Here is a 26,935-nt window from a genome sequence, read left to right on the forward strand (position 1 = left end):
ATTCCGCATTCTTGGTGCCTGGCGGATTAAGGCATCTCCTTTAGCTCTCCAACATATGGGGTTTATTTAAGATGGGATGACCGGCCCCCACGGCGAAGCGCCGGGCGGTGCGACATTGATCAATTTTTCGTTTACAAACTCGTAAAAACCGCGCTCCGATAACTCGCGGCCAAACCCCGAGTTTTTGATCCCGCCAAACGGCAGTTCCGGGGCAGTCCAGGCGGGCTGGTTGATGAAAACCATGCCGCTTTCAATTTGAGCCGCGACTTCACGGCCGTGTTCGGCATTGGCGGTAAAAATGGAGGCTCCGAGGCCGTATGAAGTGGCATTGGCCAATGCAATGGCTTGCGCCTCGCTATCGACCACGTAAATGGCGGCGACCGGGCCAAACAGTTCTTGTTGATAGATCGGATTATTGCCGTCTATTTCGGTGATGACGGTAGGCTCAAGAAAGTAGCCTGGTCTGTCGATTCTTTTACCGCCAAGTACGACGTTGGCACCGCCGGCTTGGGCCTGAGCAATCTGATCGAGCAGCAGCTTCAGCGCTTTTTCCGAGGATAGCGGCGCCAACGTCGTGGCCGGATTCAGTGGATCGCCGGCGTGCAAGGACGACATGCGTTCGACAAAACCTTCCAGAAACGCCTTGCCGCGCGCTTGCCCCACCACAATAAGGCGTTTCGAGCCGACGCAACATTGGCCGCAGTTGAACATACGGCCAAACAAGGCGCTGTCGAGCGTGGACTCAAGCGGAGCATCTTCCAGTACCAATAGCGGATCACTCCCGCCCATTTCCGCCACAACTTTTTTCAATGCTCCCCCGGCGCGTCCCGCTACCGCGGCACCGGCAGTTTCGCTACCGGTGATCGTGACGCCGTGCACCCGAGGATCATCGATGACGCGGCCGATTTGTTCGATAGTCGCGAATAGATTGGTGTACACACCGGCCGGGGCGCCGGCTTCTTCGAATAGCCTGGCTAAGGCCAGTGCCGACTGCGGGACGTTTTCCGCATGTTTCAGCAATAATACGTTGCCGGCCATCAATTGCGGGCCAGCAACGCGCGCAACTTGGTAATAAGGGAAATTCCAGGGTTCTATACCCAGAATCACCCCTATCGATTCGATCGATACTTGGGCGGTCGGTGCTTCAGGCAAGGCTTTCGGTGCAAGATATTCTTTCGCATTTTTGGCGTAGTACTGGAGTATCCCGGCGGTAATGTCTACTTCTGCGTACGCTTCGCCGATGAGCTTACCCATTTCTAACGTCAAATATTGCGCGTGCTCTTCTTTCCTTTCCAGCAGAATCGATGCTGCTTTCGTCATAACCTTAGCGCGTTCATCGACCGAATAATGGTGCCACTCCTCCCGATAGGCTTGATCGGCTTTCGAAATCGCAAGCTCAAGATCAGAATCGGATACTTCAGGATAAACTGCTAGTAATTCGCCGGATGACGGATTGATGGATTGATAAGCCATATTTCTATCTCGTTTTAGTCGATACCGCCTTACTAAGAGGCATAAAGCCAGACCAATAGTGCGATCAGAAACGTGTATCGACGATTGTGGAAAAAGTGACCGGGTCACAATGAACCGGTCACTCGGATGAATTAACCCGTTACGCCTGGAGACAGTAAAAAGTGACCCGCGGGTAGTTTTTCTTGGTATGTGTAAGGGCTAGCCTTGTTTTCCGCAACCCAACGTTTTTCGGCTATCGATTCGAAGGGCGGGGGTAATTCGCCTTGTAGCGACCAAAGATCGAATGGGGTTTCGTCAATTGAAATTTCCCAATCGAATCCGCGCTCTTTAACAAATGGCGCAATGACTTCGTCAAGCGTTCGCATCCACCATTCTCGTATGATGGGGCCCGGCAATGTCCGGGCGATTTGGTCGATCTTGAAGCGAATAAACTTGTCATTACGTACTCCACCGACAAAACAATTACCTTTGGATACTTCTTCGAAAATGACGACGGCGTAAAATCTTGGGATGGGTACGCCCGCATAGACGTTAGTGATTTGTTCGGCCAGTTCCTGTTTGTCTTCTGCGCTGAAGGCTCCGCTGGGATGATAGACTTTCCACAAAGGCATAATGATTCTCCTGATATTTGAGTATGTTTTGGTGATCCTATTAACCACCTTGTTTTTCTCAATCAGCATTCCGCCAAAACCCGGCGCTTGATGCACGATTGAGAGTTAGGCGACGCGCCACCGCGCTAACCTGCAAATTCCTTGGGGGGAAGCTAAGCGTCGGCGGCTGCGTCGGCGATAAATTTATGCCTGAGACGGCAGACGGTAAAATGCTTTGTATTCATGCGCCTATGAAAATAATTGATGCCAAACGCCCCCGGCATTTAGGTAACATAGCCCGCGCTTATATTCCGGAAACCCAACTATGGCCGACTTAAGAACGTTTGATTTGAATCTATTGATCGCTTTCGATCTGCTGATGAAGGAACGCAACGTGTCGCGGGCGGCGGAAAAAATGTTCATTAGCCAATCGGCAATGAGTCACGTGCTGCAACGCTTGCGGCATCAATTGGAAGATCCGTTGCTGGTGAAAACCCCAGCGGGTATGACACCGACACTACGCGCCCAGTCCCTAGTGGCTCCGGTATCGGCGGTACTCAAAGATGTGGAAGGCTTGATCCGCGCGCCGGCGCCGTTCGATCCCGCCACTTGTCGGCGCTCTTTTACCATTGCGGCGACAGATTACGTGGAAGCTCTGCTCCTGCCGATATTGGCACCGCGCATGGCCCAACAGGCACCGGGCGTGGATATTCATTTCAAACGTACCAGCAGCCATTTTCCTTCGCATGCGCTGGAGCAAGGTGAGATAGACCTGATACTGGGTTTTGAAGTGATGTTGAATCCCTCCAAGCATCTACATTGCGAACGGCTGTTCGATGATTTCATGGTCTGCGTGGCGCGCATCGGCCACCCGCGAGTGAATGCGGCATTAACGCTGGAAGACTATATAGACCTACCGCATATTCTGGTGTCCAGAACCGGCGCCAGTACCGGGCAGGTAGACAGCTGGTTGGCGGAACATGGCCGCGAGCGGCGTGTGGCGCTGACCGTGTCGCATTTTTTATCCGCGTCGATGATTGTGGCGCAAACGGACATGGTCATGGCTTTTCCCAAACGCACGGCCGAACAATTTGCTCAGACTTTGCCTTTACAATTGGTGCCCTTGCCGCTGGATTTACCGCATTACGACACGGTAATGGTCTGGCATCCGCTGCAAGACCAGGAGTTTGCCAATCGCTGGCTACGAGAAGAAATCCGTGCGGCTTGCGCCACGCTGGACCATCAATCGCCAAACTTAGGTTCGCCCAATTCGGGAAAATAGCGTTCTTGAATGCGCCGACAATAATCGACTAAGGCGGATTGGGTTAAGGCATAATCCTTGACCGGCGAACTGACCGGGCAGGCCAATAGATTGATCAATACGCCGAAGGCCGAGGCATCGACGCTAGAGGGCCGATCGCCCAGTAAAAACATCTTGTTTTGAAGCGCGGCGGACACAGCCGCTAGATCGTGCCGGCCCAATTCGAAAATATGTGCGGCAGGTAGCCGGCCAATGCCTTGGCCGCGTAGTTGCCCCCGAATCCGCAGCCGATAGAGTGCGGCCACCACATCCGCCCAGGGTTGCTGTAAACCTTGGAAGATCGCCTGTTTATTGATGTGCCAATTTTCCGCTCCGTATTGCCAACGGCTGTACATGCACACCCAGTACAAATGTTCTTCCAATAAACGTTGCCAGGCCAGCGCTTGCGCACTTTGCTCGGCCGACAAATGCCCATCCAGGCTATCGCCGTAATGCTCTCGCAGATAGCCGATAATCAGCCGGCTATCAGCAAGCTTTTGACCGTTGTCTTCTATGAAGGGTAGCTTGCCGAAGGGCGCAAAGAGGGGCAAAGTTTCGGCAATCCGGTATTCGATGCCGGCCATGCGCAGATAGGTTTCCAGCTTGACGCAAAACTGGCCGGGGTTGGGAATGTTCCAGGCTCTGGGAAATTGATACAACGTAATCATGTGGAACTTCGTTTCCGCCTCACTACGACTGACGACATGCGCCTTAGAAATGGCCAGCTATTGTATCTGTTAAAAAGGGGTTGCCGGGTGAATTGATCAGCCTTCGTCCGGCAACACAAAGCGTAACGGCCGCGAGCCTATCTTTGCCCCCGTCACCTCGTCGATGGCCACCGGTTTAATATACTCTCCCGTTTCAACATCCTGGATACGCACCAACGGACCGTCGCCGCGATACTGGCTCCCCCAGGCGCCAATCATCATGAGCACCGGCAGAAAGTCGCGGCCGGCGGCCGTCAATACATACTCCTCGCGCGGCGGCCGCTCCGAATAAAGCCGTTTTTCCAATAATCCTTCCTCAGTTAACGTCGCCAAACGCCGGGTCAGTATCGTCGGCGCTATACCGAGACTTTTCCGAAATTGGTCGAAGCGGGTCAGGCCGAAATGGGCGTCCCGCAGTATCAATAAACTCCAGGTGTCGCCAAGAAAAGCTAGGCAGCGAGCGATCGGACAAGGGTCGGCGCAATTATTTTTATCGTTCATACATTTTTAGTAGTGACTTGGTTTCATTTTGATAGTAAGATTGCTTTCAAAATGATAGTAACACTTAGTCGACGGACTATCCACCCTCAAAAGGAGATTCGATATGAGCAATAAAGACAATGCTGTAGCCCTGGTCACCGGCGCATCTTCGGGCATCGGGCTGGTAACGGCCAAGGCCCTGCAACAAGCCGGTTACCGCGTATTCGGCACCAGCCGCAAGGCGCTTGCAAGCGCCGATGGCATCACGATGTTGACCTGCGACGTGACCGACGAAGCGTCGGTCAAGAACACGGTAGCCGAGGTTTTGAAACAGACCGGCCGCATCGATCTGCTGGTCAACAATGCCGGCGTCGGCTTGCTCGGCGGCGCGGAAGAGTCTTCAACCGCGCAAACCCAGGCGCTGTTCGACGTCAACGTCTTCGGTATTACCCGTGTGACCAACGCCGTGCTGCCCACCATGCGTAGTCAAGGGAAAGGCAGAATCGTCAATATCAGCTCGGTCCTGGGCTTGATCCCTGCGCCTTACAACGCGCTCTATGCCGCGACCAAGCATGCGGTTGAAGGCTATTCCGAATCGCTTGACCACGAACTGCGCACCTTCGGCATCCGAGTGGTGCTGGTGGAACCGGCGTTTACCCGTACATCGTTCGAAGCAAGCATCACCAAGCCCGATCAACCGCTGGCCGTTTATGACGCCGTACGTACCCGAATGGCGACTCTGATGCGGATTGGCGTGAGTGCGGGCGATGCCCCTAGCGTGGTCGCTGAAACGGTATTGAAAGCCGCAACCGCCGTAGTTCCCAGAAGGCGCTATACCGCCGGAAAACAAGCAAGCCAAGTGCGTTTTCTGCGTCGTTTCCTTCCGGAGGCCATGGTAGACAAGAGTTTGCGCAAGTTTAACCAACTGCCGATGGTCTGAAAAATGGAAGGATAGCGAGATGATTCAATTATTTACAACGTCCGTGAAGACTAAGAGCCGGCTTCAAGGCGGATTTTTGCTGCTGCTGATGGTAAGCGCAGGATGCAGCGACCAGCACGGACCAACATCAGCGGTTGCTCGCCCGGTAAAAGTATTTCGAACCGAGGGAAACACCGCTTCAGGCGCTAGAAGTTTTGCCGGCGAAGTTCGGGCAAGAATTGAGACGCCCTTATCATTCCGGGTAGCAGGTAAATTGCTGGCGCGCAAAGTGGATGTTGGCGATCCGGTGCGTAAAGGCCAGTTGCTGGCGACACTGGACGGCAACGATTATGGCCTCGCCGTACAGGCCATTAAGGCTCAGTTGGCTGCCGCGCAAGCCGACAGCAACTTCTTGCACGACGATTTGGCCAGATACCGCGAATTGCTAGCCCAGCGAGTCATCAGTCCGCCGGAGTTCGAGCGGCATGAAACCGCTTATACCACGGCACGGGAACGGGCGGCGGCGCTGGCAGCGCAATTGGCCGAGGCGAACAACCAGCTGAGTTACACCGAATTGCATGCTGACCGCGACGGTGTGGTCACGGCCTTGGCTGTCGAGGCCGGGCAGGTGTTGGCTGCCGGCCAGGCCGTAGTGACACTGGCCCAGCTCGACGATAAGGAAGTCCATTTCGACGTACCTGAGCATCGCTTGCTGGAAATCCAACGCAAACAAGCCGTTAGCGTGTCTTTGTGGTCAGACGACGGACGGCGGCTCAAGGCTAAAATTCGCGAAATCGCCTCGGCCGCCGACCCGACCAGCCGCACCTATCGCGTCAAGGCAAGTTTGCTGGAAGGGCTGGACGTCGCGCAATTGGGCATGACGGCGACCGTCCATCTCGCGGCGAACACCGTTTCCGGTATCGCCATACCGCTTTCCGCCGTCTATACCCCGCAAAACCAGCCCGATCGTCCTTTAGTCTGGCTGGTCGACGAGCAGGCGGCTACCGTCAAATCCATGCCGGTTAAGCTGGGCGAAACGCTGGCCGGCGAACGCATCGCCGTCGAGGGACTCGCCGCCGGCCAATTGCTGGTCAGCGCCGGCGTCCAGCGTCTGGCCGAGGGCCAGTCTGTCCGCTTACCGGCAGAAAATGCACCGGCTAAGCAGGGTACAACAGAGGCACAACTATGAAAGAGTTCAACCTCAGCGAATGGGTGCTTAAACACCGCTCCTTCACCGGCTTTATACTCGCACTGGTGGTGCTCGGCGGGATGTTCGCTTATTCCATGCTGGGCCAGCAGGAAGATCCGCCGTTCACCTTCCGCATCATGGTGGTCAAGACCCTTTATCCCGGCGCCACCGCGCTGGAAGTCGAGCAGCAGTTGACCGACAGGCTGGAAAAGAAAATCCAGGAACTGCCTGACCTGGATTACTTGCGCAGTTATTCCAAACCCGGCGAATCGGTGATTTTCGTCACGCCGCGCGAAGATACGCCGCCCAAGGACATTCCCGAGCTTTGGTATCAAGTGCGCAAGAAGGTCGACGACATCCGCATGACGCTGCCACCCGGTAGCATCGGGCCTTTTTTCAACGACGAATTCGGCGATACCTATAGCCTGATCTACGCCTTTTCCGGCGAGGGTTTTAATTATGCCGATCTGAAATTGGCGGCCGATTCGGTTCGCCAACAGCTGTTGCGGGTCAAGGATGTCGAGAAGGTCGATTTGATCGGCGTACAGGATGAAAAGATTTTCGTCGAGTTTTCCGACAAAAAGCTGGCTGAACTGGGCCTGGATGCGGCGGCGGTCGCCCAAGCCTTGCAGGCGCAGAACGGCATGGCGGCGGCCGGCACGGTGTTTTCCGAGCAACGTAATCTGCCGATACGTCTGACCGGCTCGTTCGATTCGGAACATAGCGTCGCCAATATGGCGGTGCGCATCGCTAATCGAACCTTCAAGGTCGGCGACTTTGCCAAGGTGACGCGCGGCTATGTCGATCCCGCGGAATTCAAGATGCGTTTCAACGGCAAACCGGCGCTTGGTCTCGGCGTGACGATGAACAAGAAAGGCAACGTCATCGATCTGGAACAAGCCTTGGATGAGACGCTGGCCCGCATAACAACCGAGTTGCCGTTGGGTATGGATGTAGAGCCGGTCGCCAATCAAGGCCATGTGGTTAAAAATCAGATGGCGGAATTCGGTCGTACTTTCTTCGAAGCCTTGGCTACCGTATTGGTGGTCAGTTTCTTGAGCCTGGGTTGGCGTACCGGTTCCGTAGTGGCGCTGACCGTGCCGCTGGTGCTGGCCGCCACCTTGCTGGTCATGCTGCTGTGCGGCATCGATCTGCAACGGATTTCGTTGGGCGCCTTGATTCTGGCGCTGGGCCTGCTGGTGGACGATGCGATGATTGCCGTCGAGATGATGGCCCGCAAGCTGGAAGAAGGTTGGGACCGGATGCGCGCCGCGACTTATGCTTACGCCGCCACCGCCTTTCCGATGCTGACCGGTACCTTGATCACCATCGCCGGTTTCCTGCCAGTGGGTTTGGCACAGTCCTCGGCCGGTGAATACACGGTAGCGATTTTTCAGGTGGTCGGCATATCTTTGTTACTGTCTTGGATAGGCGCAGTGGTATTCACACCATATTTGGGCTATTTGATCCTCAAGGTGCATGTCAACGCCGATGGCCCGATCCATGACTTATTTGATACGCCGTTCTACAACCGCTTGCGGCGGTGGGTGAATGCCTGCGTAGTACACCGCAAGAAAGTCATTGTCGCCACGCTGGCATTGTTCGGTCTCGGTGTTGTGGCTTTAACCCACGTCCCCGAACAATTCTTCCCGCTGTCCAACCGCCCGGAAGTCATCGTCGACCTGTGGCTGCCGGAGGGCAGTGCCTTTGAACAAACCGAAGCCGCCGCCAAACGCATGGAGGCAATGCTGGCCAAGGACGAGGATGTTGAACATGTTGCCAGCTATATCGGTAGCGGCACGCCGAGGTTTTTCATGTTGATCGTGCAGCAACTGGCGAATACCAATCTGGCCGAATTGGTGGTGATGACTAAGGATAACCAGGCCCGCGAACGGGTGATGCAGCGAGTCCGGCAAATTCTTGAGACGGATTTTCCGAATGTCCGCGGCCGAGTGAAGCGCCTCAATGTCGGGCCGCCGATGGATTATCCGTTGGCGTTCAGAGTGCTAGGTGAAAACCCCAATATCGTGCGCGGCATTGCCGACCGGGTGGCCGAGGTTGTACGCGACCATCCCGGCACAGTGGATGTCAACGACGATTGGCATGATCGAATGCCCTCGTTCCACTTAGCTTTGGATCAGGACAAGGCTCGCGCCCTCGGCGTTTCAACCGCCAGCTTGTCGCAAGCCTTGCAGGCGCATTACGCCGGCATTCCGGTCGGGCAACTGCGCGAGCAGGATAAATTGATCGACATCGTCTGGCGGGCCAGTCCCGAATTGCGCAGCGCCGCCGACGAATTGCCGGACGTCGCGATCCGCACCAACAACGGCAAGTCGGTTTCGCTGGCGCAGTTCGTCAAATTCGAGACCGTGTTCGAGGACGGCGTACGTTGGCGTCGTAACCGCTTCCCAACCATCTCGGTGCGCGCCGACGTGGCCGACGGCAAGATGGCCCCGGACGTGGCGGCGGAAATCATCCCGAAACTTAAACCGATACAGGATAGCTTGCCGGCCGGTTATTTCATCGAAACCGGCGGCTCCAAGGAAGACGCGGTGACCGCGCAAAAATCGATTCTGATCTGGATTCCGCTAGTACTGATCGTCACGCTGATTTTGTTGATGATGCAGTTGCAGAATCTATCCAGGACTTTCATGGTGTTCAGTACCGCACCTCTGGGCGTGATCGGCGCGGCCTTCGCCTTGCTGTTGTTCCGGGCGCCGTTCGGTTTTGTGGCCTTGCTCGGCATCCTGGCGCTGGCCGGCATGATCATGCGCAACTCGGTGATTCTGGTGGATCAGATCGATCAGGACGAAAAATCGGGGCTCGACACTTGGTCGGCCATCGTGGAATCGACGGTGCGGCGGTTCCGGCCGATCATGCTGACCGCAGCCGCAGCCATCCTGGCGATGATACCGTTGTCACGCAACGACTTCTTCGGCCCGCAAGCCATCGCCATCATGGGCGGGCTGACGGTGGCGACCGCGTTGACGGTTTTCTTCCTGCCGGCATTGTATGCGGCGTGGTTTAGGGTGGAGCGTGGACAGGCTGATGCCGACGCAAAAGCCCCTCTCCTCGCGGGAGAGGGGTTGGGGTGAGGGGAAATGAAGCCCAACGTTTTGATTTTGTTGGGTTACGCTTCGCTAACCCAACCTACATTTTTGGCGTATGCGACCACGGAGTTTTGCAATGAATAATAGAGTTTTAACACCGCTAACCCTTCTGTCCTTGGCTAGTCTAATTGCCTGCACGCCAACCCGCGTGGGCGACCAAGTGGCGCTCAATAGCCCGGCAACATGGCAACACGCGGCTAATGCCAAAACCGCCCAAACCGCCGAAGCGGTTGACCTGAAGACTTGGTGGCAAGGTTTCAACGATCCCTTGCTGAATGAATTGATAGACCAAGCCTTGGCCACCAACCACGATCTGAAGATCGCCACCGCCCGCGTCCGCGAAGCCAACGCGATGGTCACCGTCGCCGAAGCGGCGCTGTATCCGAGTCTGGATTTCTCTCTATCGGGCGGCCGGGAAAAACGCATCGACCGTATCGTCGGCGTGCCGAGCGGGCAAGGCATCAAATTGATCACGCCGATCGCCGATGCCGTCAGCGGCGGCTTGGCGGCGCACTGGGAAATCGACGTGTTCGGCGGCCGGCATTTGGAAGCGGAAGCCGCCGCCGCGCAAGCAGAAGGCAGCAAGGAAGGCTTGCATGCGGCGCAAGTCGGTCTGCTGGCCCAGGTGGCAACCAACTATCTGGAACTGCGCGGCGTGCAGCAACGTACCGGCATTCTGCAAAGCAATATAGCTTTGCAGCGCGAACGGCTGAGGGCTTTGCAGGTATTTGTTAAAGCCGGACTGGCTAACGAGGCGGATTTGGCCCGCCAGCAAACGCTGTTGCAAACCACCGAAGCGACGCTGCCGCAATTGGTCAACGCCGGGCAAAAGCTGATCCATCGCTTGGGCGTGTTGCTGGGCGAGCCACCGGAAAATCTGGAACAGCGGCTGGCCGTCACCGGCTCTTTGTCGAAGCAAATGCCGACTATGCCCAAGCTGCTGCCGGCCGATCTATTGGCGCAACGGCCGGATTTGCGGCTGGCGCAAACCGAAGTCAGCGCGGCAGCGGCCAGCCTGGGTTCGGCACGCGCCGATCTTTATCCGAAGCTGGTGCTGTCTGCAAGTGGCGGTGTCGGTGCGCTGGCGGTCGGCGGTTTTCCGAGTCTGGCCGAGAGTGTCTACGCGCTGGGCTCTGGCCTTTCGGCGCCGATCTTCAACGCCGGCCGCATCCGCGCCCATATCGCCGCCGCCGATGCCCGGCTGGACCAAGTCGCCACCAATTACGAGAAGACTTTTTTGCTGGCATTAGAGGACGTGGAAAACGCTTTCGTCGCCCATCGCTCCGCCACGGAGAGCTTGGGCCAATTGACCGCAGCGGAAGCCTCGGCGGAAAAGGCTTACCGACTGGTCGATGCCTTGTATCAGCATGGCGCGGGCGATTATCTGGCAGTACTGGACGCCCAACGCAGCAAACTGGCCGTCAGCGACGAGCGGGCCAAAGCCGAAACCGCGGTCGGCGTGGCGATGGTGTCGCTGTACCGGGCTTTTGGCGGCGGCTGGTCGATGGATGCGTCGGTGAGGGCCTTCGAAAACGCCTCTGCAAGGTGATTCGCGGCGAGTTGGCATCGGCTAGCGAGCCCTGAAAGTGCCGAAGACGATGAATGATCGAGTGATCTTGCCAAATAGAGGGGGGTCGTAAAACGTAGGTTATGCTTCATGCTATGAAGCCCAACATTTTGATTTTGTTGGGTTACGCTACGCTAACCCAACCTACATTTTGACTTTTACGACAGCCTCAAATAGATGGGTTTGATAAGGTCAGGGGGCTAGCGGATTAGATGGTGTTCAATATATCTTCGATCAGTTGCGGTCCTTTGTAAATCAAGCCGCTGTAAATCTGCACCAAGCTGGCGCCAGCGGCTAATTTCGCCTGGGCATCTTCACCGCTCAAAATTCCGCCGGCGGCGATAATCGGCAGTTTTCCGCCCAATTCCGCCGCCAGGCCTTTAACGACGCGCGTCGAACTTTCCCTGGCCGGTGCGCCGCTCAAGCCGCCGGTTTCGTTGGCGTGCTTATGGCCTTTAATGTGGTCGCGGGCGATGGTGGTGTTGGTGGCAATCACACCGTCAATCGCAAATTCCATTAGTAAGCCCGCAATATGGCTTATTTCCTCGTCAGTTAAATCTGGGGCTATCTTCACGGCGATAGGCGTGTATTTACCCTGCGCGGTTTGCAGCTTTAATTGTTCTTCTTTCAGAGCGCTCAATAATTGTTTGATCTCGTCGCCTTGCTGCAATTGCCGCAAGTTCTTGGTGTTGGGCGAGGAAATGTTGATAGTGATATAGCTAGCCGCTGCATAGCTTTTTCTTAAGCCGATCAAATAGTCTTCGGTGGCATTTTCCAAGGGGGTGTCGGCGTTCTTGCCGATATTGATACCCAATATTCCGCGATACTGGCATTTGCCGACTTGTGCCAGCAAATGGTCGATGCCGAAATTGTTAAACCCCATCCGGTTAATGATGGCTTCATGTTCCGGGAGCCGAAACAGCCGTGGCTTGGGGTTCCCCGGTTGCGGGCGCGGTGTGACCGTGCCAATTTCGATAAAGCCAAAGCCCAAATCGGCCAACGCGTCGATATAGTCGCCGTTTTTATCCAGACCGGCCGCCAGTCCGAGCGGATTTTTAAAATTCAAGCCCATTACCTCGACCGGCTTGCTGCTCGATTTCGCCCGGCTTAGCGTGGACAGGCCGGTTTGTTTCGCCAGTTTCAGCAAGTCTAGAGTGACATGATGGGCGGTTTCCGGGTCAAGCGAAAACAGTAACGGGCGCAGGTAGGGATATAGGTTCATGATGCGGTAGCAGGTTTTAACGAATAAGGAGAAGGATCCAGGTCGGTTGGCCGTTGCAGAACCAGATCGGCCAGTAATTTGGCGGATGCCGGCCCCATGACCAAGCCATTGCGGAAATGACCGGCATTGATGTAAAGATTTTCGATGTCCGGATGTCGGCCAATAAAAGGGATGCCCTGCGGGCTGCCGGGACGCAGACCGGCCCAATGGTGACTGACCGGGAACTGCTTCAGGGTTGGCAGCAGTTGCGTGGCGAACCGATAGAGTTGTTCGCGAGCCTGTTCCGTGGTGGTTTTGTCGAAACCGGCCTGTTCGACTGTGCTGCCTACCAGAATCTTGCCGTCGCGGCGGGGAATCAAATACTGGTCGCCGTCCAGAACCATATACTGCAGTGTGTCAGGCTTGGCGTCGAATAGCAGCATTTGGCCTCGAACCGGGCGGATGTTGATATCGACCGGCCAATCCGGCAGCAAATTGTTTAAAAATTCGCGAGTCCAGGCGCCAGTGCTGACGACCAGTTCGTTCACCGTAAAGCGACCGTGTCTGGTTTTTACGCCGGCGATGCGGCGATTGACGACGTCGATTTCCTCGATTTCGGTATCGCTGATGAATTGGGTGCCGAGTTGGGACAAATATGCGGATAGAGATTTCAGCAGGCGCGGATTGCGGGCCTGAGCGATACCCGGAAGCCATATCGGTTGCTCGAGTCGGGTTGTGAGCGCTGCGGTCAGTTCGGCGGAAGCTGTCTGGAATGCCACGTCGTAGTGACGGCACCAGTGTTCCGCCGCTTCAAAATCGGGATTCTTGCAAATCAGCATGCCGCACTCCCGCCATTCCGGGTCGATCCCGGTACTGGCTAGCAGTTCTGCACTTAACTGCGGATACAGTTTCAAACTTTGTATTGCCAGCTCGGAAATGGCTGCAGCTTGCCGCCATGGATAAATCGGCAGCAAAATGCCGCCGCCTGCCCACGAGGATTCGGTGCCGGGGCCGGCTTTGTCTAGCAGGGTAGCTTCGCGTCCGGCTTTGCGAAATTCGCGGGCGGCAAGTTGGCCGCTAATGCCGGCGCCGATGATCAAAATGTCCAGATGATGGGTCATGCAGATAAAGGGAATGTCGGACTAAAGATGCTTTTTTAAGGTATCACGAAGCTATTGCGCTAGATAGGTTTTAGGCATTGGTGGTGGCTGTGTGAAAAAACAAAAAAATGTTGTTTATTTTTGACATTATTTGATTCAGGATTACAAATGCTTCATATATTATTGATTTAAATCAATTTTTTTTGGTCAAAAAAATAAGCTTAAAACTTGTATGGCTGGTGTTTTGCTGCTATTATTGCCCACGTGAAGAAATCCTGTGTTGCTTTAAAGCTAATTCAGTCTTAACAATAACAACCCTTGGGGGGGAACAACAATGAGTTTTACTAAAACCAAATTAGCGCTGGGTGTTGCTGCAGCGACTTTGACAATGGCTGGAGCGATGGTTGCCCCGCAAGCCCAAGCAGCTGACAACAAAGCCGAGCGCGTTGCCGACGCCGCCGCCAGAAAAGCTGAAGCTCTGGAAGCGCAAATGCAACAAATGGCCGAGCAAATGCAAGCCATGCAAGCGGAATTGAGCCGTGTTAAGTCGTCTTCCACAAAAGACTCTACCGAAACTGCCAAAATTCAAGAACTGGATCAGTGGATGGCGTCTGTTAAAGCTGCCCCGGCCGCTTCCGGTGCCAAAGACAACTTGGTTGCGGTTCGTGGTGGTTGGACCACTCTGGATCAAGACCGTGGTGGCTCTTTGGTTCAAAAAGGTTCATTGCTTTCGAACAATAGCAATAATGATGGTTTCTACTTTGGTGGTGCGTTCGATTTCAATGTCAACAATGACTTGTTCGGTTTGATGGATGATACTTCGTTCGCTATTGAGCTGGGTGTCGAGTACGCACAATATGGCACAGGCCAAAACACATTGACTAACGGTACTGTTACAGCCCTTTTGACTTCTAACGGCGCTCAGATTCCAGTTAATGCTGGCAATGGAACCTCTACTGATGCACGATTGAGAATTAACGCGTCTCCAAAAATCAAATTCATGCACGGCAGCAAGCTGCGTCCATGGATTATTCCGGTCGGCCTTGATATCAATATCCTGGGTGTTCCTTCCAACGCGGTTTCCGTGTTGAATGCTGGCATGAACTTCGGTGCCGGTGCTGAGTATGACCTCTTCAGGGGCATCGTTCTGGGTACTGATGTGCGTTACCACTATTCAACCAGCAGTTTGGATGGTACGCCAACCGACGGTTTGAATGCTGGCGGTTATGTAGGTTTCAAATTCTAAATCCACAAGCCGCTGGATTATCCAAAAAGGGAAGGTTTCGCCTTCCCTTTTTTTATGCCGTAAAGGTTTTGTTATACTGCTCGGTCCCAGTGCGGCGTCGGTCGGTTGCGTAAGTTCTATCCTCAAAGGCAATGAAATCTCTTTATCCTGAAATTTCTCCATTTCATACCTTTTTTCTGGAAACCGGGAGCGACCATCGCGTCTATGTCGAGCAATCCGGCAACCCGGCCGGAATTCCGGCGATATTTTTGCACGGCGGTCCCTGTTCCGGAACCAAGCCGGACCATCGCCGTTTCTTTGATCCTGAGCGCTACCACATCATTTTGATGGACCAGCGCGGATGCGGTCTGTCCGAGCCTTTCGGCGAGCTGGCGGGGAATACGACGCAAGATTTGCTGGTAGACATGGAATGTATCCGCGCACGTTTGGAAATTCGACAGTGGTTGTTGTTCGGTGGTTCTTGGGGAGGCGCCTTAGCTTTGCTCTACGCACAGCACTACCCTGAGAATGTGTTGGCCATGATTTTGCGTGGTGTGTTTTTGGCGCGGCGGGGCGATTTGGAATGGTTTCTCGGCGAATATGGCGTGAACCGGGTCTATCCGGAATTGTGGCAGGAGCTGCAGGAGAATTTGCCGGAGCTACCGGGCGGCACAATGCTGGAGCGCTTCTGCGAGGCGGTGTTTAGTTCCGATCAGGAGCTTGCCAAGAGTGCGGCTAGGCTATGGCAGGCTTGGAGTGGTCAGGTGGCGCTTGGCGCTGATTATCAGGAGAGTTTGGAGGCCGTCAGCGAAAAGACGTTGCGGCAAGTCAAGATGGAATTACACTACGCCGTCCACGATTACTTTATCGCTGAAAATCAGATTTTGGCCAACTGCCCCAAATTGCGGGGAGTTCCGGCGATTGTAATCCATGGGCGTAACGATTTGACTTGCCCGATAGAGGCCGGGTGGCGGTTGTGCAAAGCATTGCCCCAAGCACGCTTCCAGGTGTTGCCCCATGCCGGCCATATTGCTCGCGGCGAGGAAATGATCGACGCGTTGGTTTCCGCCGCGGACGAGATGGCGATGGTTTTGGCTTGAGAATTGACGGCGGGAGCATGGAACATAGAAAACGGATTGTCATCGGCATGACCGGCGCTACCGGTGCGATTTACGGTGTGCGGATGCTGGAAATTTTACGCGAACGCGGTGGCTGGGAAACTCATTTGGTGATTTCTTCCGCCGGCTTGGTCAACTTGAAATACGAGTTGGGCATGGATCGAGCCGAGCTTTACGGAATGGCCGACGTTACCCACGGCATCAATGATATTGCCTCTTGCATTGCCAGTGGCTCGTTCAAGACCGAAGGGGTGGTGATCGCGCCCTGTTCAATGAAGACCTTGGCCGCGGTGGCGCACGGTTTTGGCGATAACCTGATTTCCCGTGCCGCAGACGTGGCGCTGAAAGAGCGGCGCAAAACCGTGCTGGTGCCGCGGGAGACGCCCTTGAATTTGGCGCATATTCGCAATATGGCGGCCGTGACTGAAATGGGCGGGACTATTTTTCCGCCGATGCCGGCGTTCTATAACAAGAGCGATTCGTTACGTGCCATGGTTGACGAAGGTGTTGGGCGTATCCTGGAGATGTTCGGTGTCGATGCCTGCGGATTGTATAAACCTTGGGGCGGTCTTTCCGGCTGAAGCTTGCTTATCCCGCTATCGATTGGGGTTTTTCGCTTTGAAATAGCAGCTCTTCAATTGACAGGGTGCTACGTTCTGATTTAGAGTTGCCCCACTCGCTTAAACCGCCCACTGACAAAGGCTTGCGGCGCTCTCCATTCGGTAACGAATGAGAGATTCACGGAAGGGGTGGGTCTCAAAAACAATAACTGTAACTACAACAATCGGAGCACATTAATATGGCAAGACCATTAATTCAAATGGCGTTGGACTCACTGGATTTCGACCAAACCGTAGCATTGGCAGATAAAGTAGCGCCTTACGTCGACATTTTTGAAATCGGTACCCCTTGCATCAAATATAACGGTATTAACTTGGTTAAAGAACTGAGAAACCGTTACCCAGACAAATTGTTGTTGGTCGACCTGAAAACCATGGACGCCGGCGAATACGAAGCAGGCGCTTTCTACGCAGCCGGCGCAGATATCTGCACCGTATTGGGCGTATCCGGTTTGGCTACCATCGGTGGCGTAATCAAAGCGGCAAAAAAATATGCTGCGGAAGTACAAGTTGACCTGATCAACGTGCCAAGCAAATCCGAGTGCGCACGCGAATCAGCCAAACTGGGCGCGCAAATCATGGGCGTTCACACCGGTCTGGACGCGCAAGCGGCTGGTCAAACTCCGTTCGGCGACCTGAACGAAGTCGCTTCTTTGGGCTTGAACGTTCGCGTTTCTGTTGCCGGCGGTATCAAACCGGCAACCATCGATCAAACCGTTAAAGCCGGCGCCAACATCATCGTTGTCGGTGCAGCTATCTACGGTGCGCCATGCCCAGCCACAGCGGCTAAAGAAATCCGCGAATTGGTAGACGCTGCAGCTGCATAAGCCAAATTTGGCAACGCCTAGTTTCTAGGAAATATCGAGGACGGGTGGTTCGCGCCACTCGTCCTTTTGTTTGTTATATCCCCAGTTTTTTAGTGCGGTCCCGATAAGGGGCCGCTAGCACCGTATAAGATTCAATTTAGGAGACCAACATGCCTTCGCGTCGAGACTTAGCGAACGCCATCCGCGCACTTAGCATGGACGCGGTACAAAAAGCCAATTCAGGACACCCTGGAGCCCCGATGGGGATGGCCGATATCGCCGAAGTACTGTGGAACGATTTTCTGAACCACAACCCCAATAACCCGAAATGGGCCAACCGCGACCGCTTCGTGCTGTCCAACGGTCACGGCTCCATGCTGATTTACTCATTGTTGCACCTGTCGGGCTACAACCTGCCGATCGACGAACTGAAACAGTTCCGTCAACTGCATTCCAAAACCCCGGGCCACCCTGAATACGGCTACACCGACGGCGTCGAAACCACCACCGGCCCGCTGGGCCAAGGCATCACCAATGCCGTCGGTTTCGCCATCGCCGAACGCGCCCTGGCCGGCCAATTCAACCGCCCCGGCCACGACATCGTCGACCACCACACCTACGTATTCCTGGGTGACGGCTGCCTGATGGAAGGCATCTCCCACGAAGCCTGCTCGCTGGCCGGCTCCATGAAACTGGGCAAACTGATCGCCATCTACGACGACAACAACATCTCCATCGACGGCGAAGTCCGCGGTCACGGCGACGTCACCGGCTGGTTCCTGGACAACACCCCGGCCCGCTTCGAAGCCTACGGCTGGCACGTCATCCCCAAAGTCGACGGCCACGACCCGGAAGCGGTGAAAAAAGCCATCGAAGAAGCCAAAAAAGTCAGCGACAAACCGTCCATCATCTGCTGCCAAACCATCATCGGCTTCGGCTCGCCGAACAAACAAGGCAAAGAAGAGTGCCATGGTGCTGCGCTGGGTGAAGCCGAAGTGGCTGCGACCCGCGAACAACTGGGCTGGCCGCACGCCCCGTTCGAAATTCCGGCCGACATCTACGCCGGATGGGACGCCAAAGCCAAAGGCGACCGCCTGGAAAGCGCCTGGAACGACAAATTCGCGGCCTACCAAGCCGCGCACCCGGAACTGGCTGCCGAATTCGAACGCCGCATGGCCGGTAAATTACCAGCCGACTGGAGCGAAAAAGCCAACGCCTTCATCGCCGACGTCAACGCCAAAGCCGAAACCATCGCCAGCCGCAAAGCCTCGCAAAACACCCTGAACGGCTTCGGCCCGTTGCTGCCGGAACTGCTGGGCGGCTCCGCCGACCTGGCCGGCTCCAACCTGACCCTGTGGAAAGGCTGCAAAGACATCAACGCCCCTGGTCACGACGGCAACTACGCCTACTACGGCGTGCGCGAATTCGGCATGAGCGCCATCATGAACGGCATCACCCTGCACGGCGGCTTCAAAGCCTACGGCGCCACCTTCCTGATGTTCAGCGAATACGCCCGTAACGCCCTGCGCATGGCCGCCCTGATGAAAGCGCCGACCATCTTCGTCTACACCCACGACTCCATCGGCCTGGGCGAAGACGGTCCGACCCACCAACCGATCGAACAAACCGCCACCTTGCGCATGATTCCGAACATGCACGTCTGGCGTCCGTGCGACGCGGTCGAATCGGCGATTTGCTGGAAAGCGGCGATCGAACGCCAAGACGGCCCGAGCACCCTGATCTTCTCACGGCAAAACCTGCCGCACATGGCCCGTAGCCAAGCCCAGATCGACGCGATTGCCAAAGGCGGTTACATCCTGAAAGACAGCAACGGCACCCCGGATGCGATCATCATCGCCACCGGCTCCGAAGTCGAACTGGCCGTCAAAGCTGCCGAAGCGCTGGCCGCGAAAGGCAAAAACATCCGCGTGGTGTCCATGCCGTCGACCAACGTGTTCGAAGCTCAGGACCAGGCCTACAAAGACAGCGTATTGCCAGCGAGCGTGACCAAACGCGTCGTGGTCGAAGCGGGCGTGACCGACAGCTGGTGGAAATATGCCGGCAGCCAAGGCCGCGTGGTGGGCATGGACCGTTTCGGCGAATCGGCCCCGGCCGGCCAGCTCTTCAAAGAGTTCGGCTTCACCGTGGACAATGTCGTCGCTAACGTCGAAGCAGTGCTTTAAACTACTAGGTCGTATGCCCCCCTTGCCGGCTTGCCGGCAAGGGGATATTTGAATAGTAAGGTAAGGTGGAGAATATGAAAGACACTAAACTAGCCGCTGTCGCTTTTGTTGTATCGCTGCTCGCCGCGCCGTCCGTAGGGGCTGTTGATTACCCGGCGGCGGATTTTCAGCCGAAAGTTGTTTATCGCGATTCTTCTGTTGCCGAAGTGGCGCCTGCTGCGGCCAACTCTGCCGCCGCCGCGAGTAGCGCGGCTCCATGCGTTAACCAGACACAGCAATCCGAGGTCGATCCGAAATTTCCGGCTGCCAATTTTCAGCCCAAGATCGTCTACAGCGGCACGGGATCGTAGCGTTAATAACGGTTTTATGGCACTCTGTTAGTAGTGGTCCGCCGCAGTTGGTGTGTAGGTCGCAACATATAAAAATTATTACATTCAGGAGTATTCTCAAATGACAACAAGCAGTTTGATGAATAGCTTATTCGGCTTTTTATTCGACAAACCTACTGACGACGGTAGCTGGCTGGATGCTGATTCAAGCGTCGGCGATGCGCAACTGACCGGTGTTGCCCGTTATTTGCAAAAACTCGAACCGCCAAAGCCGGAAGTGGACGAAAATGGTGAGCCATTGACAGGAGTGGCCAAGTATTTGGCAATGCAACGGCAAGCTGAACAGGCAGCGCAGTCGGTCGTCGAGGCAACTGAGATTGAGGCGGTCGTTGAAGAAGTTGAAGAAATCGAAGAAGTGGCCGCGGAAATCGAGATTGAACCCGTGGCTGTCACTGTACCAACTGGCGTCGAGAAGTATCTTAGCCAGCAGGCCGACAATCCGGTGACTCGGGTTACCAAGTACTTGATCAAAGAATCGATTCAAGCCAAGTCCGCGCCTGTTACCGGCGTATCCAAATATGTCACCAAGCATGATCGCGAAGAGCCAGGGGTGACGGGGGTTGCCAAGTATGTGATCCGCCAGAATATGGCGCAGCAACCGGCAGTGACCGGAGTTGCCAAGTATGTGCTCAAAAAAGACCTTGCGGCTAAAGATGCGCCATCGGCAACTTCAGTGAGCAAGTATCTGGCTAAGCAAACCTTGGTAAACAAGGATGCGCCGATTGTCACTGGGGTTGAAAAATACTTGATGCGCCAGGAACGTCTGTTGAAAGAACAGGAGCCGGTAACCGGCGTGGCCAAGTTTCTGGCCGAGCAGGCGCTGGCAGCGAAAAAGGCTGCGGCAGCCGCGCTGGTGGCCCGTTACGTTGAGGCCGAAGCGAAATTACAAGCCGAGAAGGCGGAGGCTCTGATGAACCAATCGCAACAAGAAGAGTTGATTGCCGACCGTGAAGTGATTATCGAGGGCTCGGCCGTCGATCGCTATCTGGCGCGGCAGGCCGCGGCCCAGGAGAGTGCGCCTAAGCCGACCGGAGTGGCGAAATATTTGGCGAAACAAGTGCAGTTGCAAAGCCAGGCAGAGCCTCTTACCGGAGTAGCGCGTTACTTGGTAAAACAAGCAATTGCGGCCAAACAAATGCCCACACCTACCGGGGTGGCTAAATATGTCGCTAAACAACGCCTGACGGTCAATCCGGTGCAACCGCTCAGTTCGGTAGCCAAATACGTGGCAAAACATCACGCGGAGGAAAAAGCGGCCGGTGAGGTCACGGGGGTTGCCAAATACATGGCCAAGCAAGACGTCAGGCAGGTGGAATCTGTCGGTCTTTCCGGCGTAGCCAAATACGTGGCGAAACAAGCGTTGAGCGATAGTGACACCGGCTTTGCCCGGACTACCGGCGTCGAAAAATATTTGCGCAAGCAAGCCTAAGTCTTGCGAGACGGCGAACCGGCATCTCTAGTGAGTTGCCGGTTTTTTTGTGCCCGCGGTCTTTTCGGTCGGTAGTCGGCGGTTGCCGATACAGCAGGCGAAAACTGTATTATTATGACCTACCGTAATTAGCCTCAGAGATTCCGATGCGCCTTTTAATTCGCTGCGTACCGTTTGTTTTCGCTCCCTTCGTCGCAGCGTGGGGGGCGCCGGATGAGCCGGCGCCGGTGCCCGAGCCGCCCGATTTGCCGGCGCCGGTGCAATCGGGCGAGGAAATGGAACCGGACATCACCATTATTCGCAAAGGTAAAGATACGATTCAGGAGTTCCGGCGTAACGGTAAACTGTACATGGTTAAGATTCAGCCCCAGGTCGGGCCGCCTTACTATATGCTCGATACCAACGGCGACGGTGAAATGGATGTGAAGAAGAACGACTTGGACGACAACACCAACATCAATAAATGGACCTTGTTCGAGTGGGATTGGCCTTGATGATCCCGGTGCCCTTCACCAGATAGTCAGTTGGGCGCCGAGTGTTGTTAATCCGAAACTTTGAGTAGCCAGCCTTCTTCGGCGCTGCATTTTTCGAATTTCGCTTTCAAACTGACCGATACCCGGACGGTGGTATTTTTGATGTCAGCGGGCAATTTGCCTTTCACTAGATAAAACGTATCTTTATCCTCCACCGTTATCGGAACGGCTTGTTGCTTAATGCTAACGTGGATGTGGCCGGGGCCGTTGCTACCCGACGCGGCAAACGAAAATTCTGAGCCCGGCGCGACGCTGGACAGGTGTTCCGGTTTGATGCGGCTGACTTTGGCTCGGATACAGCCTGATTCGCTGGCATTGCCGCCATGGCCTATGTGGCCGGTCGATTGGCTCAAGCTCGGTTGGCTGAAACCGAGAGCCAAGATTGCCATCAGAATTTTTGAAATTTGCATGGTTCCCCCTTGATTCGATAGTAATTGTTGCCAAGCGCCCTCGATTATAGGCTTCGGGATGGTAACTTAGAAGTGGAGGGAGTCATTGGCTGTCCCGGCGACGAGATTGATGTTTCTATGCAAATTGATTACATTGAAATTTGCTGTTTACGATCGGTTTTCATAACAATAAAACGATGAGGATGGAGGGGGCATGTATTTTTTAGCGAAGCTGTTCGGAATCTTAACCTTGGTTTGGTTTTACCTGACGGCAAAAAACCAGAATGCGCCGTTGCTTAACTGGTCGATCATTGGCTTGGTGGGGTATTGGTTGACTTGGTGGCTGGCCAAATTTTTCGTGCTGGAGCCCCTGTCTAAATTGGTTGCCAAACATTCGGTGATGGAAATGGTCTTGACCCAAGTGCCGGTAGCTTGTGCCGTAGTGGCGTGCATATTGATTCGCAAGAGGTTGATAGCCAGTATTTCGGCAAATTAGAACGCTTGGATGCCTAACGTAGTGCTTGTCACCGGCGCGGCCCGACGCATCGGCGCAGCTTGCGCCCGTATGTTGCATGCTGCGGGGTATAACGTAGTTTTACACTTTAAAAGTTCGGAGTCCGACGCGATAGCGCTGTGCGAGGCATTAAATAATCTGCGTTACGCTTCGGCGGTATCGGTCAAAGCCGATTTGCAGAGTGCAAGTGACGTCGAACGGTTGGCAACGGTGGCTGCGTCAACCTGGGGCGGGCTGGATGCGTTGGTGAACAGCGCTTCGGTGTTTTACCCGCAACCGGTAGGTAAGGTGGTCGAACAGGATTGGGAGCAAGTCTTTGCCACTAACCTGAAAGCGCCATTCTTTTTGTCGCAGGCGTTGTTGCCTACCCTCAGAGCAAGGCGAGGCTGTATCGTGAATATCGCCGATATTCACGCCGAAACCGGCTTGCCTGGCTTTCCTGTCTATAGTATTGCCAAAGCCGGGTTGTTGGCGATGACGCGTTGTCTGGCCAAAGACATGGCGCCTGAAGTCAGGGTCAATGCTGTTTCGCCTGGAGCTATTTTGTGGCCGGAACACGGTGGCAGTGAAGCAGAGCGTGCGGCGATCTTGAGTAAAATTGCGTTGGGCCGCCAGGGAGAGGCTGACGACATAGCCAAGGCGGTTAAGTTTTTGATTCAAGACGCCGGGTATATTACCGGTCAAACCATCAACGTTGACGGTGGGCGGAGTTTATACCGTTAGCGGAAATCAGTCCGGCTGAAGGCTTTTGATCCATGGGCCGGTTTCAAGCCTGAGAATTCACTGTTAATTTTTTTTGTTTGACGTCTTTTTTATCGAATTGGTGCCATAGCTCGGCATAGCTTTTTTGGGTATTGGGATGGGTCAAGTTAGGTGCGATTTCGGCCAGCGGTTCCAATACGAACGCATATTTTTCGATTTCATCCCTTGGTATTTGCAGGCGACCGTCGTTGATGATTTCATCGCCGTACAGGATCAAGTCCAAGTCCAGCGTTCTGGCGGAAAACTTTTGGCTGTCCCTGCTGCGGCCGTGGTCAAGTTCCACCTGCCTAAGTAATTTGGCGACGCTTTTGGCCGGCAGATCGGACTGAAACCCAATCACAAGGTTGTAAAAGCTGTCGCCGACGAAGCCGACCGGTTCGCTTTCGTAGATACTGGATACCGTTAGTTCGCCGAATAAGTCGCGCAGTGCGTTTAGGCTCGACGGAATATGGGTTTCCTTGTCGATGTTACTGCCGATGCTGATGTATCCGGTGGGCATGAGCTATCTTTGGCCGCGTTCGATGATAATGCCGACATCTCGAGCCCGACTGATGGCGCCTTTTTTGTTCAAGGTGATTTTTACCCAAGGAATTTGGAATTCGCCCAGCAGAATGTTGGCTATTTCTTCGATCAAGGTTTCCACCAGGTAAAATTCACTGCGTTCCACGAATTCCACTACCCGATCAGAGACGGTTTTATAGTCGAGGGCGTGGGCGATATCGTCGCTGGCTGCCGCTTTGCGGATGTCGAAGCCCATTTCGATGTCCAAGATAACTTTTTGCTTGATTTTCCGTTCCCACTCGTAAATTCCTATCACGGTGTCTATTTCGAGGCCGCCTAAAAAGATGATGTCCATCGTTGCTTTCCGGTTATTATATTTCGTAACAAAATCGCCGCAGTATCGAGTAAATGGCTGCGCTGTACAAGTATTGATATGAGGTTGTTTGAATGATGGAGTGGTTGTTGGTGCCGTTGGCCTATTTGGCCGGTTCGGTGTCGAGTGCGATTATTGTCTGTAAAATGATGGGCTTGGCCGATCCGCGAGAAAACGGTTCCGGCAATCCCGGGGCGACCAATGTGATGCGCATCGGCGGAAAAAAAGCTGCGGCGATTACGCTGGTCGGCGATGCGCTAAAAGGTTTGTTGCCGGTGTTGGTTGCCAAAGCATTAGCGGTCGATAGCTTGGTATTGTCCGCAGTGGTGTTTGCCGCTTTCATCGGTCATTTGTATCCGGTATTTTTTCAATTTAAAGGCGGTAAGGGCGTCGCGACTTCGTTGGGCGTGACGTTGGGAGTGGCTTGGCTGCTGGGTGTGGCTGTCGCCGGAACTTGGTTTATCGTCTATAAATTGGGCAAAATCTCGTCGTTATCTGCACTGGTGGCCGCGACGTTGGCTCCGATCTACACCTGGCTGATCGTCGGTGATGCGTATTTGACGGCCACGTTTACTTTAATATCCCTGATTTTGCTTTGGCGCCACAAAAGCAACATCCAGCGGCTTTTGGCTGGTCAGGAGTCCTGATCACAACTGCGGCAGCTGTTCCATCGGCCAGCGCGGCCGGGCAAAGATTTCCAGGTTTTGCGTTTGTCCGGCCATCAAGCGTTGGGCGCCGGCATAAGCGATCATGGCGCCGTTGTCGGTGCAGAAGTCCGGGCGCGGGAAATAGATCCGGGTATTCGCGCTGTCGGCCATAGCTGAAAGTTGGTGGCGAATTTCGCGGTTGGCGCTGACGCCGCCGGCAACAACCAGGGTTTTCAGGCCGGTGATTTGAAGTGCGCGCCGGCATTTGATGGTCAAAGTCTCGGCAACGGCCTGCTGAAAGGCAAAAGCGATGTCGGCTTTGTCTTGCGGCGATTGGTCGGTTTCGTGCAATGCGTTTAGGGTAAAGGTCTTTAGGCCGCTGAAGCTGAAATCCAGGCCTGGGCGATCGGTCATTGGGCGTGGAAATTTGAAGCGGGACAGGCCTTGTTCGGCTAGTTTTGCTAATCTGGGGCCGCCGGGGTAGTCGAGCCCCAGCATCTTGGCGGTTTTGTCGAAGGCTTCGCCGGCGGCGTCGTCCAGCGACTCGCCCAACAAGCGGTAATGACCGATGCCGGTAACTTCGATCAGCATTGTGTGGCCGCCGGATATAAGCAGGGCGACAAACGGGAATGCTGGCGGATTGTCCTCCAGCATGGGCGCCAACAAATGGCCTTCCATGTGGTGGACGGCGATGGCCGGTACCTGCCAGGTCCAAGCCAAACTTCTGGCTGTGGCGGCGCCGACTAGTAGCGAACCCATTAAGCCGGGGCCGGCCGTATAAGCGATGCCGCCGATATCCGTGGCTTGCAGTGAGGCGTCGGCCAGTACGGCTCTGATCAACGGTACTAGTTTGCGAATATGGTCGCGCGAAGCCAGTTCCGGTACTACGCCGCCGTACTCGGCATGGGTGGCAACTTGGCTGAACAGGGTATGGGCAATCAAGCCTCGATTGGCGTGGTAAACCGCGACCGCCGTTTCGTCGCAAGAGGTTTCTAGGCCGAGAACAAACATTAGTTTTTGGAATAAAGGATATTTATGAGTATAATCGGTCGTTTTCGGTGGGCAAGGTTCGCCGATTGCTTGAAAAGATACTAACACAATTCGGATTATTGCTAATGCCATCAGTTAAAGTTAAAGAAAACGAACATTTCGACATCGCGATTCGCCGCTTTAAACGTGCCTGCGAGAAGGCTGGCGTCTTGGCGGAAGTGCGCCGCCGTGAGTTTTACGAAAAACCGACTACCGAGCGTAAGCGCAAGGGTGCGGCGGCGGTAAAGCGCCACCTGAAAAAATTGGCTCGCGAACGCTATGCGCTGAAAAATTTGCGCCGCGGTCGTCCGCAGGTTTAAGGCTGTTAGATGGATGTGTTGAAGGAACGTATCAAGGAAGATATGAAGGCCGCGATGAAAAGCGGCGACAAGGCTCGGCTCGGTGTGATTCGTATGATCTTGGCTGCGATTAAGCAAGTTGAGGTTGATGAAAGGATCGAGTTGAGCGACGATCGAATCATTTCAGTACTAGACAAAATGCTCAAGCAGCGCCGGGAATCGATCAAACAGTTCCGTGATGCGGAACGCCATGATCTAGCCGATATTGAGGAGGCTGAAGTGCTGGTAATACAGGACTTTCTGCCGCAGCAGTTTACCGATGCCGAAATAGATGCCATGGTTGTCGAGGCGGTCACTCAGGTTGGTGCAACTTCGGTGAAAGAGATGGGCAGCGTCATGGCTTTGTTGAAGCCGAAAATGCAAGGCAAGGCCGATATGGCGGTCGTTAGTGCTCGAATCAAGGCGCGTTTTATAGCCTAATG

Annotated in this window: 28 protein-coding genes; 18 read left to right on the top strand and 10 right to left on the bottom strand. The window is 54.8% G+C overall.

Going from position 1 to position 26,935, the window contains the following annotated elements; genetic code table 11:
- Positions 1-66 precede the first annotated feature (66 nt).
- Both ACH518_RS07440 and ACH518_RS07445 read right to left on the bottom strand, forming a co-directional pair.
- Positions 67-1,581: an NAD-dependent succinate-semialdehyde dehydrogenase gene (locus ACH518_RS07440; RefSeq protein ID WP_445372440.1), complete on the bottom strand. Its 1,515-nt coding sequence runs from the start codon at positions 1,579-1,581 to the stop codon at positions 67-69.
- Between the two features lie 23 nt (positions 1,582-1,604).
- Positions 1,605-2,084 (bottom strand): tautomerase family protein, encoded by a 480-nt coding sequence (locus ACH518_RS07445; protein WP_445372441.1) that lies wholly within the window; start codon positions 2,082-2,084, stop codon positions 1,605-1,607.
- Positions 2,085-2,388: 304 nt separating this feature from the next.
- Between ACH518_RS07445 and ACH518_RS07450 the strand changes: the two genes are divergently transcribed.
- Complete coding sequence (locus ACH518_RS07450; protein WP_445372442.1) at positions 2,389-3,345, top strand: LysR family transcriptional regulator; 957 nt, start codon at positions 2,389-2,391, stop codon at positions 3,343-3,345.
- Here ACH518_RS07450 and ACH518_RS07455 read toward each other — a convergent pair.
- The gene (locus ACH518_RS07455; protein ID WP_445372443.1) at positions 3,306-4,031 is read right to left on the bottom strand and encodes a glutathione S-transferase family protein; all 726 of its coding nucleotides are present in this window, start codon (positions 4,029-4,031) and stop codon (positions 3,306-3,308) included. The genes ACH518_RS07450 and ACH518_RS07455 overlap by 40 nt on opposite strands.
- 96 nt (positions 4,032-4,127) lie before the next feature.
- Positions 4,128-4,571, bottom strand: coding sequence for a winged helix-turn-helix transcriptional regulator (locus tag ACH518_RS07460; RefSeq protein ID WP_445372444.1), 444 nt, complete (start codon positions 4,569-4,571; stop codon positions 4,128-4,130).
- A 103-nt stretch (positions 4,572-4,674) separates the two neighbouring features.
- Between ACH518_RS07460 and ACH518_RS07465 the strand changes: the two genes are divergently transcribed.
- The 4 genes from ACH518_RS07465 (at position 4,675) to ACH518_RS07480 (ending at position 11,317) form a co-directional block, all read left to right on the top strand.
- The gene (locus tag ACH518_RS07465; RefSeq protein ID WP_445372445.1) at positions 4,675-5,490 is read left to right on the top strand and encodes an oxidoreductase; all 816 of its coding nucleotides are present in this window, start codon (positions 4,675-4,677) and stop codon (positions 5,488-5,490) included.
- Positions 5,491-5,509: 19 nt separating this feature from the next.
- A complete protein-coding gene (locus tag ACH518_RS07470; RefSeq protein ID WP_445372446.1) occupies positions 5,510-6,658 on the top strand; it encodes an efflux RND transporter periplasmic adaptor subunit in 1,149 nt (382 codons plus the stop codon).
- Positions 6,655-9,753: an efflux RND transporter permease subunit gene (locus tag ACH518_RS07475; RefSeq protein WP_445372447.1), complete on the top strand. Its 3,099-nt coding sequence runs from the start codon at positions 6,655-6,657 to the stop codon at positions 9,751-9,753. The genes ACH518_RS07470 and ACH518_RS07475 overlap by 4 nt, the downstream gene beginning before the upstream one ends.
- Positions 9,754-9,844: 91 nt before the next feature.
- Positions 9,845-11,317 (top strand): efflux transporter outer membrane subunit, encoded by a 1,473-nt coding sequence (locus ACH518_RS07480; protein WP_445372448.1) that lies wholly within the window; start codon positions 9,845-9,847, stop codon positions 11,315-11,317.
- A gap of 226 nt (positions 11,318-11,543) precedes the next feature.
- On the opposite strand, the gene ACH518_RS07485 is transcribed toward ACH518_RS07480, so the two are convergent.
- Together ACH518_RS07485 and thiO are read right to left on the bottom strand one after the other, a co-directional pair.
- Complete coding sequence (locus ACH518_RS07485; RefSeq protein ID WP_445372449.1) at positions 11,544-12,557, bottom strand: quinone-dependent dihydroorotate dehydrogenase; 1,014 nt, start codon at positions 12,555-12,557, stop codon at positions 11,544-11,546.
- The gene (gene thiO / locus ACH518_RS07490) at positions 12,554-13,657 is read right to left on the bottom strand and encodes a glycine oxidase ThiO (RefSeq protein ID WP_445372450.1); all 1,104 of its coding nucleotides are present in this window, start codon (positions 13,655-13,657) and stop codon (positions 12,554-12,556) included. Before thiO ends, ACH518_RS07485 begins: the two co-directional genes overlap by 4 nt.
- 313 nt (positions 13,658-13,970) lie before the next feature.
- Here thiO and ACH518_RS07495 point away from each other — a divergent pair, with 313 nt between their 5' ends.
- The 8 genes from ACH518_RS07495 (at position 13,971) to ACH518_RS07530 (ending at position 21,900) form a co-directional block, all read left to right on the top strand.
- The gene (locus ACH518_RS07495; RefSeq protein ID WP_445372451.1) at positions 13,971-14,882 is read left to right on the top strand and encodes a hypothetical protein; all 912 of its coding nucleotides are present in this window, start codon (positions 13,971-13,973) and stop codon (positions 14,880-14,882) included.
- A gap of 131 nt (positions 14,883-15,013) precedes the next feature.
- Positions 15,014-15,961 (top strand): prolyl aminopeptidase, encoded by a 948-nt coding sequence (gene pip / locus ACH518_RS07500; RefSeq protein WP_445372452.1) that lies wholly within the window; start codon positions 15,014-15,016, stop codon positions 15,959-15,961.
- Between the two features lie 17 nt (positions 15,962-15,978).
- Positions 15,979-16,560 carry a UbiX family flavin prenyltransferase gene (locus ACH518_RS07505; protein ID WP_445372453.1) on the top strand — a complete coding sequence of 194 codons (582 nt, stop codon included), beginning with the start codon at positions 15,979-15,981 and terminating at the stop codon, positions 16,558-16,560.
- A gap of 218 nt (positions 16,561-16,778) precedes the next feature.
- Entirely contained in the window at positions 16,779-17,426 is a 648-nt protein-coding gene (gene hxlA / locus ACH518_RS07510; protein WP_140913665.1) for a 3-hexulose-6-phosphate synthase, read from the top strand.
- Positions 17,427-17,575: 149 nt separating this feature from the next.
- Positions 17,576-19,588 (top strand): transketolase, encoded by a 2,013-nt coding sequence (gene tkt, locus ACH518_RS07515; RefSeq protein WP_445372454.1) that lies wholly within the window; start codon positions 17,576-17,578, stop codon positions 19,586-19,588.
- A gap of 74 nt (positions 19,589-19,662) precedes the next feature.
- A complete protein-coding gene (locus ACH518_RS07520) occupies positions 19,663-19,938 on the top strand; it encodes a hypothetical protein (protein WP_140910916.1) in 276 nt (91 codons plus the stop codon).
- Between the two features lie 100 nt (positions 19,939-20,038).
- Positions 20,039-21,406 carry a hypothetical protein gene (locus ACH518_RS07525; RefSeq protein WP_445372455.1) on the top strand — a complete coding sequence of 456 codons (1,368 nt, stop codon included), beginning with the start codon at positions 20,039-20,041 and terminating at the stop codon, positions 21,404-21,406.
- A gap of 146 nt (positions 21,407-21,552) precedes the next feature.
- A complete protein-coding gene (locus ACH518_RS07530) occupies positions 21,553-21,900 on the top strand; it encodes a DUF2782 domain-containing protein (protein WP_278209568.1) in 348 nt (115 codons plus the stop codon).
- Between the two features lie 47 nt (positions 21,901-21,947).
- On the opposite strand, the gene ACH518_RS07535 is transcribed toward ACH518_RS07530, so the two are convergent.
- A complete protein-coding gene (locus tag ACH518_RS07535; RefSeq protein WP_140910914.1) occupies positions 21,948-22,349 on the bottom strand; it encodes a hypothetical protein in 402 nt (133 codons plus the stop codon).
- A gap of 193 nt (positions 22,350-22,542) precedes the next feature.
- Between ACH518_RS07535 and ACH518_RS07540 the strand changes: the two genes are divergently transcribed.
- Positions 22,543-22,824 (top strand): hypothetical protein, encoded by a 282-nt coding sequence (locus ACH518_RS07540; protein ID WP_140910913.1) that lies wholly within the window; start codon positions 22,543-22,545, stop codon positions 22,822-22,824.
- A 9-nt stretch (positions 22,825-22,833) separates the two neighbouring features.
- Positions 22,834-23,565: a pteridine reductase gene (locus tag ACH518_RS07545; protein ID WP_445372456.1), complete on the top strand. Its 732-nt coding sequence runs from the start codon at positions 22,834-22,836 to the stop codon at positions 23,563-23,565.
- Between the two features lie 43 nt (positions 23,566-23,608).
- Here ACH518_RS07545 and folK read toward each other — a convergent pair whose 3' ends face one another.
- Both folK and folB read right to left on the bottom strand, forming a co-directional pair.
- On the bottom strand, positions 23,609-24,103 hold the full coding sequence (folK, locus tag ACH518_RS07550; protein ID WP_445372457.1) for a 2-amino-4-hydroxy-6-hydroxymethyldihydropteridine diphosphokinase: 495 nt from the start codon (positions 24,101-24,103) through the stop codon (positions 23,609-23,611).
- 3 nt (positions 24,104-24,106) lie between these two features.
- Positions 24,107-24,460, bottom strand: a complete 354-nt coding sequence (folB, locus tag ACH518_RS07555; protein WP_140910910.1) for a dihydroneopterin aldolase — start codon at positions 24,458-24,460, stop codon at positions 24,107-24,109.
- Between the two features lie 92 nt (positions 24,461-24,552).
- Here folB and plsY point away from each other — a divergent pair, with 92 nt between their 5' ends.
- Entirely contained in the window at positions 24,553-25,125 is a 573-nt protein-coding gene (plsY, locus tag ACH518_RS07560; RefSeq protein WP_140910909.1) for a glycerol-3-phosphate 1-O-acyltransferase PlsY, read from the top strand.
- Here plsY and tsaD read toward each other — a convergent pair whose 3' ends face one another.
- Positions 25,126-26,136, bottom strand: coding sequence for a tRNA (adenosine(37)-N6)-threonylcarbamoyltransferase complex transferase subunit TsaD (gene tsaD / locus ACH518_RS07565; RefSeq protein WP_445372458.1), 1,011 nt, complete (start codon positions 26,134-26,136; stop codon positions 25,126-25,128).
- A 104-nt stretch (positions 26,137-26,240) separates the two neighbouring features.
- Between tsaD and rpsU the strand changes: the two genes are divergently transcribed.
- Both rpsU and ACH518_RS07575 read left to right on the top strand, forming a co-directional pair.
- The gene (gene rpsU / locus ACH518_RS07570) at positions 26,241-26,474 is read left to right on the top strand and encodes a 30S ribosomal protein S21 (protein ID WP_054760073.1); all 234 of its coding nucleotides are present in this window, start codon (positions 26,241-26,243) and stop codon (positions 26,472-26,474) included.
- A 9-nt stretch (positions 26,475-26,483) separates the two neighbouring features.
- Entirely contained in the window at positions 26,484-26,933 is a 450-nt protein-coding gene (locus ACH518_RS07575) for a GatB/YqeY domain-containing protein (RefSeq protein ID WP_140910907.1), read from the top strand.
- Positions 26,934-26,935: the final 2 nt, after the last annotated feature.

The organism is Methylomonas sp. HW2-6 (assembly GCF_052474525.1).

What these genes read in the sequence shown, in the direction of transcription:
- ACH518_RS07545 (WP_445372456.1), top strand. Translation starts at nt 22,834, where the DNA reads ATGCCTAACGTAGTGCTTGTCACCGGCGCGGCCCGACGCATCGGCGCA.
- ACH518_RS07535 (WP_140910914.1), bottom strand. Translation starts at nt 22,349, where the DNA reads ATGCAAATTTCAAAAATTCTGATGGCAATCTTGGCTCTCGGTTTCAGC.
- ACH518_RS07470 (WP_445372446.1), top strand. Translation starts at nt 5,510, where the DNA reads ATGATTCAATTATTTACAACGTCCGTGAAGACTAAGAGCCGGCTTCAA.
- ACH518_RS07475 (WP_445372447.1), top strand. Translation starts at nt 6,655, where the DNA reads ATGAAAGAGTTCAACCTCAGCGAATGGGTGCTTAAACACCGCTCCTTC.
- hxlA (WP_140913665.1), top strand. Translation starts at nt 16,779, where the DNA reads ATGGCAAGACCATTAATTCAAATGGCGTTGGACTCACTGGATTTCGAC.
- rpsU (WP_054760073.1), top strand. Translation starts at nt 26,241, where the DNA reads ATGCCATCAGTTAAAGTTAAAGAAAACGAACATTTCGACATCGCGATT.
- ACH518_RS07450 (WP_445372442.1), top strand. Translation starts at nt 2,389, where the DNA reads ATGGCCGACTTAAGAACGTTTGATTTGAATCTATTGATCGCTTTCGAT.
- ACH518_RS07530 (WP_278209568.1), top strand. Translation starts at nt 21,553, where the DNA reads ATGCGCCTTTTAATTCGCTGCGTACCGTTTGTTTTCGCTCCCTTCGTC.
- folK (WP_445372457.1), bottom strand. Translation starts at nt 24,103, where the DNA reads ATGCCCACCGGATACATCAGCATCGGCAGTAACATCGACAAGGAAACC.
- tkt (WP_445372454.1), top strand. Translation starts at nt 17,576, where the DNA reads ATGCCTTCGCGTCGAGACTTAGCGAACGCCATCCGCGCACTTAGCATG.
- tsaD (WP_445372458.1), bottom strand. Translation starts at nt 26,136, where the DNA reads ATGTTTGTTCTCGGCCTAGAAACCTCTTGCGACGAAACGGCGGTCGCG.
- ACH518_RS07480 (WP_445372448.1), top strand. Translation starts at nt 9,845, where the DNA reads ATGAATAATAGAGTTTTAACACCGCTAACCCTTCTGTCCTTGGCTAGT.
- ACH518_RS07465 (WP_445372445.1), top strand. Translation starts at nt 4,675, where the DNA reads ATGAGCAATAAAGACAATGCTGTAGCCCTGGTCACCGGCGCATCTTCG.
- ACH518_RS07485 (WP_445372449.1), bottom strand. Translation starts at nt 12,557, where the DNA reads ATGAACCTATATCCCTACCTGCGCCCGTTACTGTTTTCGCTTGACCCG.
- folB (WP_140910910.1), bottom strand. Translation starts at nt 24,460, where the DNA reads ATGGACATCATCTTTTTAGGCGGCCTCGAAATAGACACCGTGATAGGA.
- ACH518_RS07505 (WP_445372453.1), top strand. Translation starts at nt 15,979, where the DNA reads ATGGAACATAGAAAACGGATTGTCATCGGCATGACCGGCGCTACCGGT.
- ACH518_RS07445 (WP_445372441.1), bottom strand. Translation starts at nt 2,084, where the DNA reads ATGCCTTTGTGGAAAGTCTATCATCCCAGCGGAGCCTTCAGCGCAGAA.
- pip (WP_445372452.1), top strand. Translation starts at nt 15,014, where the DNA reads ATGAAATCTCTTTATCCTGAAATTTCTCCATTTCATACCTTTTTTCTG.
- plsY (WP_140910909.1), top strand. Translation starts at nt 24,553, where the DNA reads ATGATGGAGTGGTTGTTGGTGCCGTTGGCCTATTTGGCCGGTTCGGTG.
- ACH518_RS07495 (WP_445372451.1), top strand. Translation starts at nt 13,971, where the DNA reads ATGAGTTTTACTAAAACCAAATTAGCGCTGGGTGTTGCTGCAGCGACT.
- ACH518_RS07460 (WP_445372444.1), bottom strand. Translation starts at nt 4,571, where the DNA reads ATGAACGATAAAAATAATTGCGCCGACCCTTGTCCGATCGCTCGCTGC.
- ACH518_RS07540 (WP_140910913.1), top strand. Translation starts at nt 22,543, where the DNA reads ATGTATTTTTTAGCGAAGCTGTTCGGAATCTTAACCTTGGTTTGGTTT.
- ACH518_RS07455 (WP_445372443.1), bottom strand. Translation starts at nt 4,031, where the DNA reads ATGATTACGTTGTATCAATTTCCCAGAGCCTGGAACATTCCCAACCCC.
- thiO (WP_445372450.1), bottom strand. Translation starts at nt 13,657, where the DNA reads ATGACCCATCATCTGGACATTTTGATCATCGGCGCCGGCATTAGCGGC.
- ACH518_RS07520 (WP_140910916.1), top strand. Translation starts at nt 19,663, where the DNA reads ATGAAAGACACTAAACTAGCCGCTGTCGCTTTTGTTGTATCGCTGCTC.
- ACH518_RS07575 (WP_140910907.1), top strand. Translation starts at nt 26,484, where the DNA reads ATGGATGTGTTGAAGGAACGTATCAAGGAAGATATGAAGGCCGCGATG.
- ACH518_RS07525 (WP_445372455.1), top strand. Translation starts at nt 20,039, where the DNA reads ATGACAACAAGCAGTTTGATGAATAGCTTATTCGGCTTTTTATTCGAC.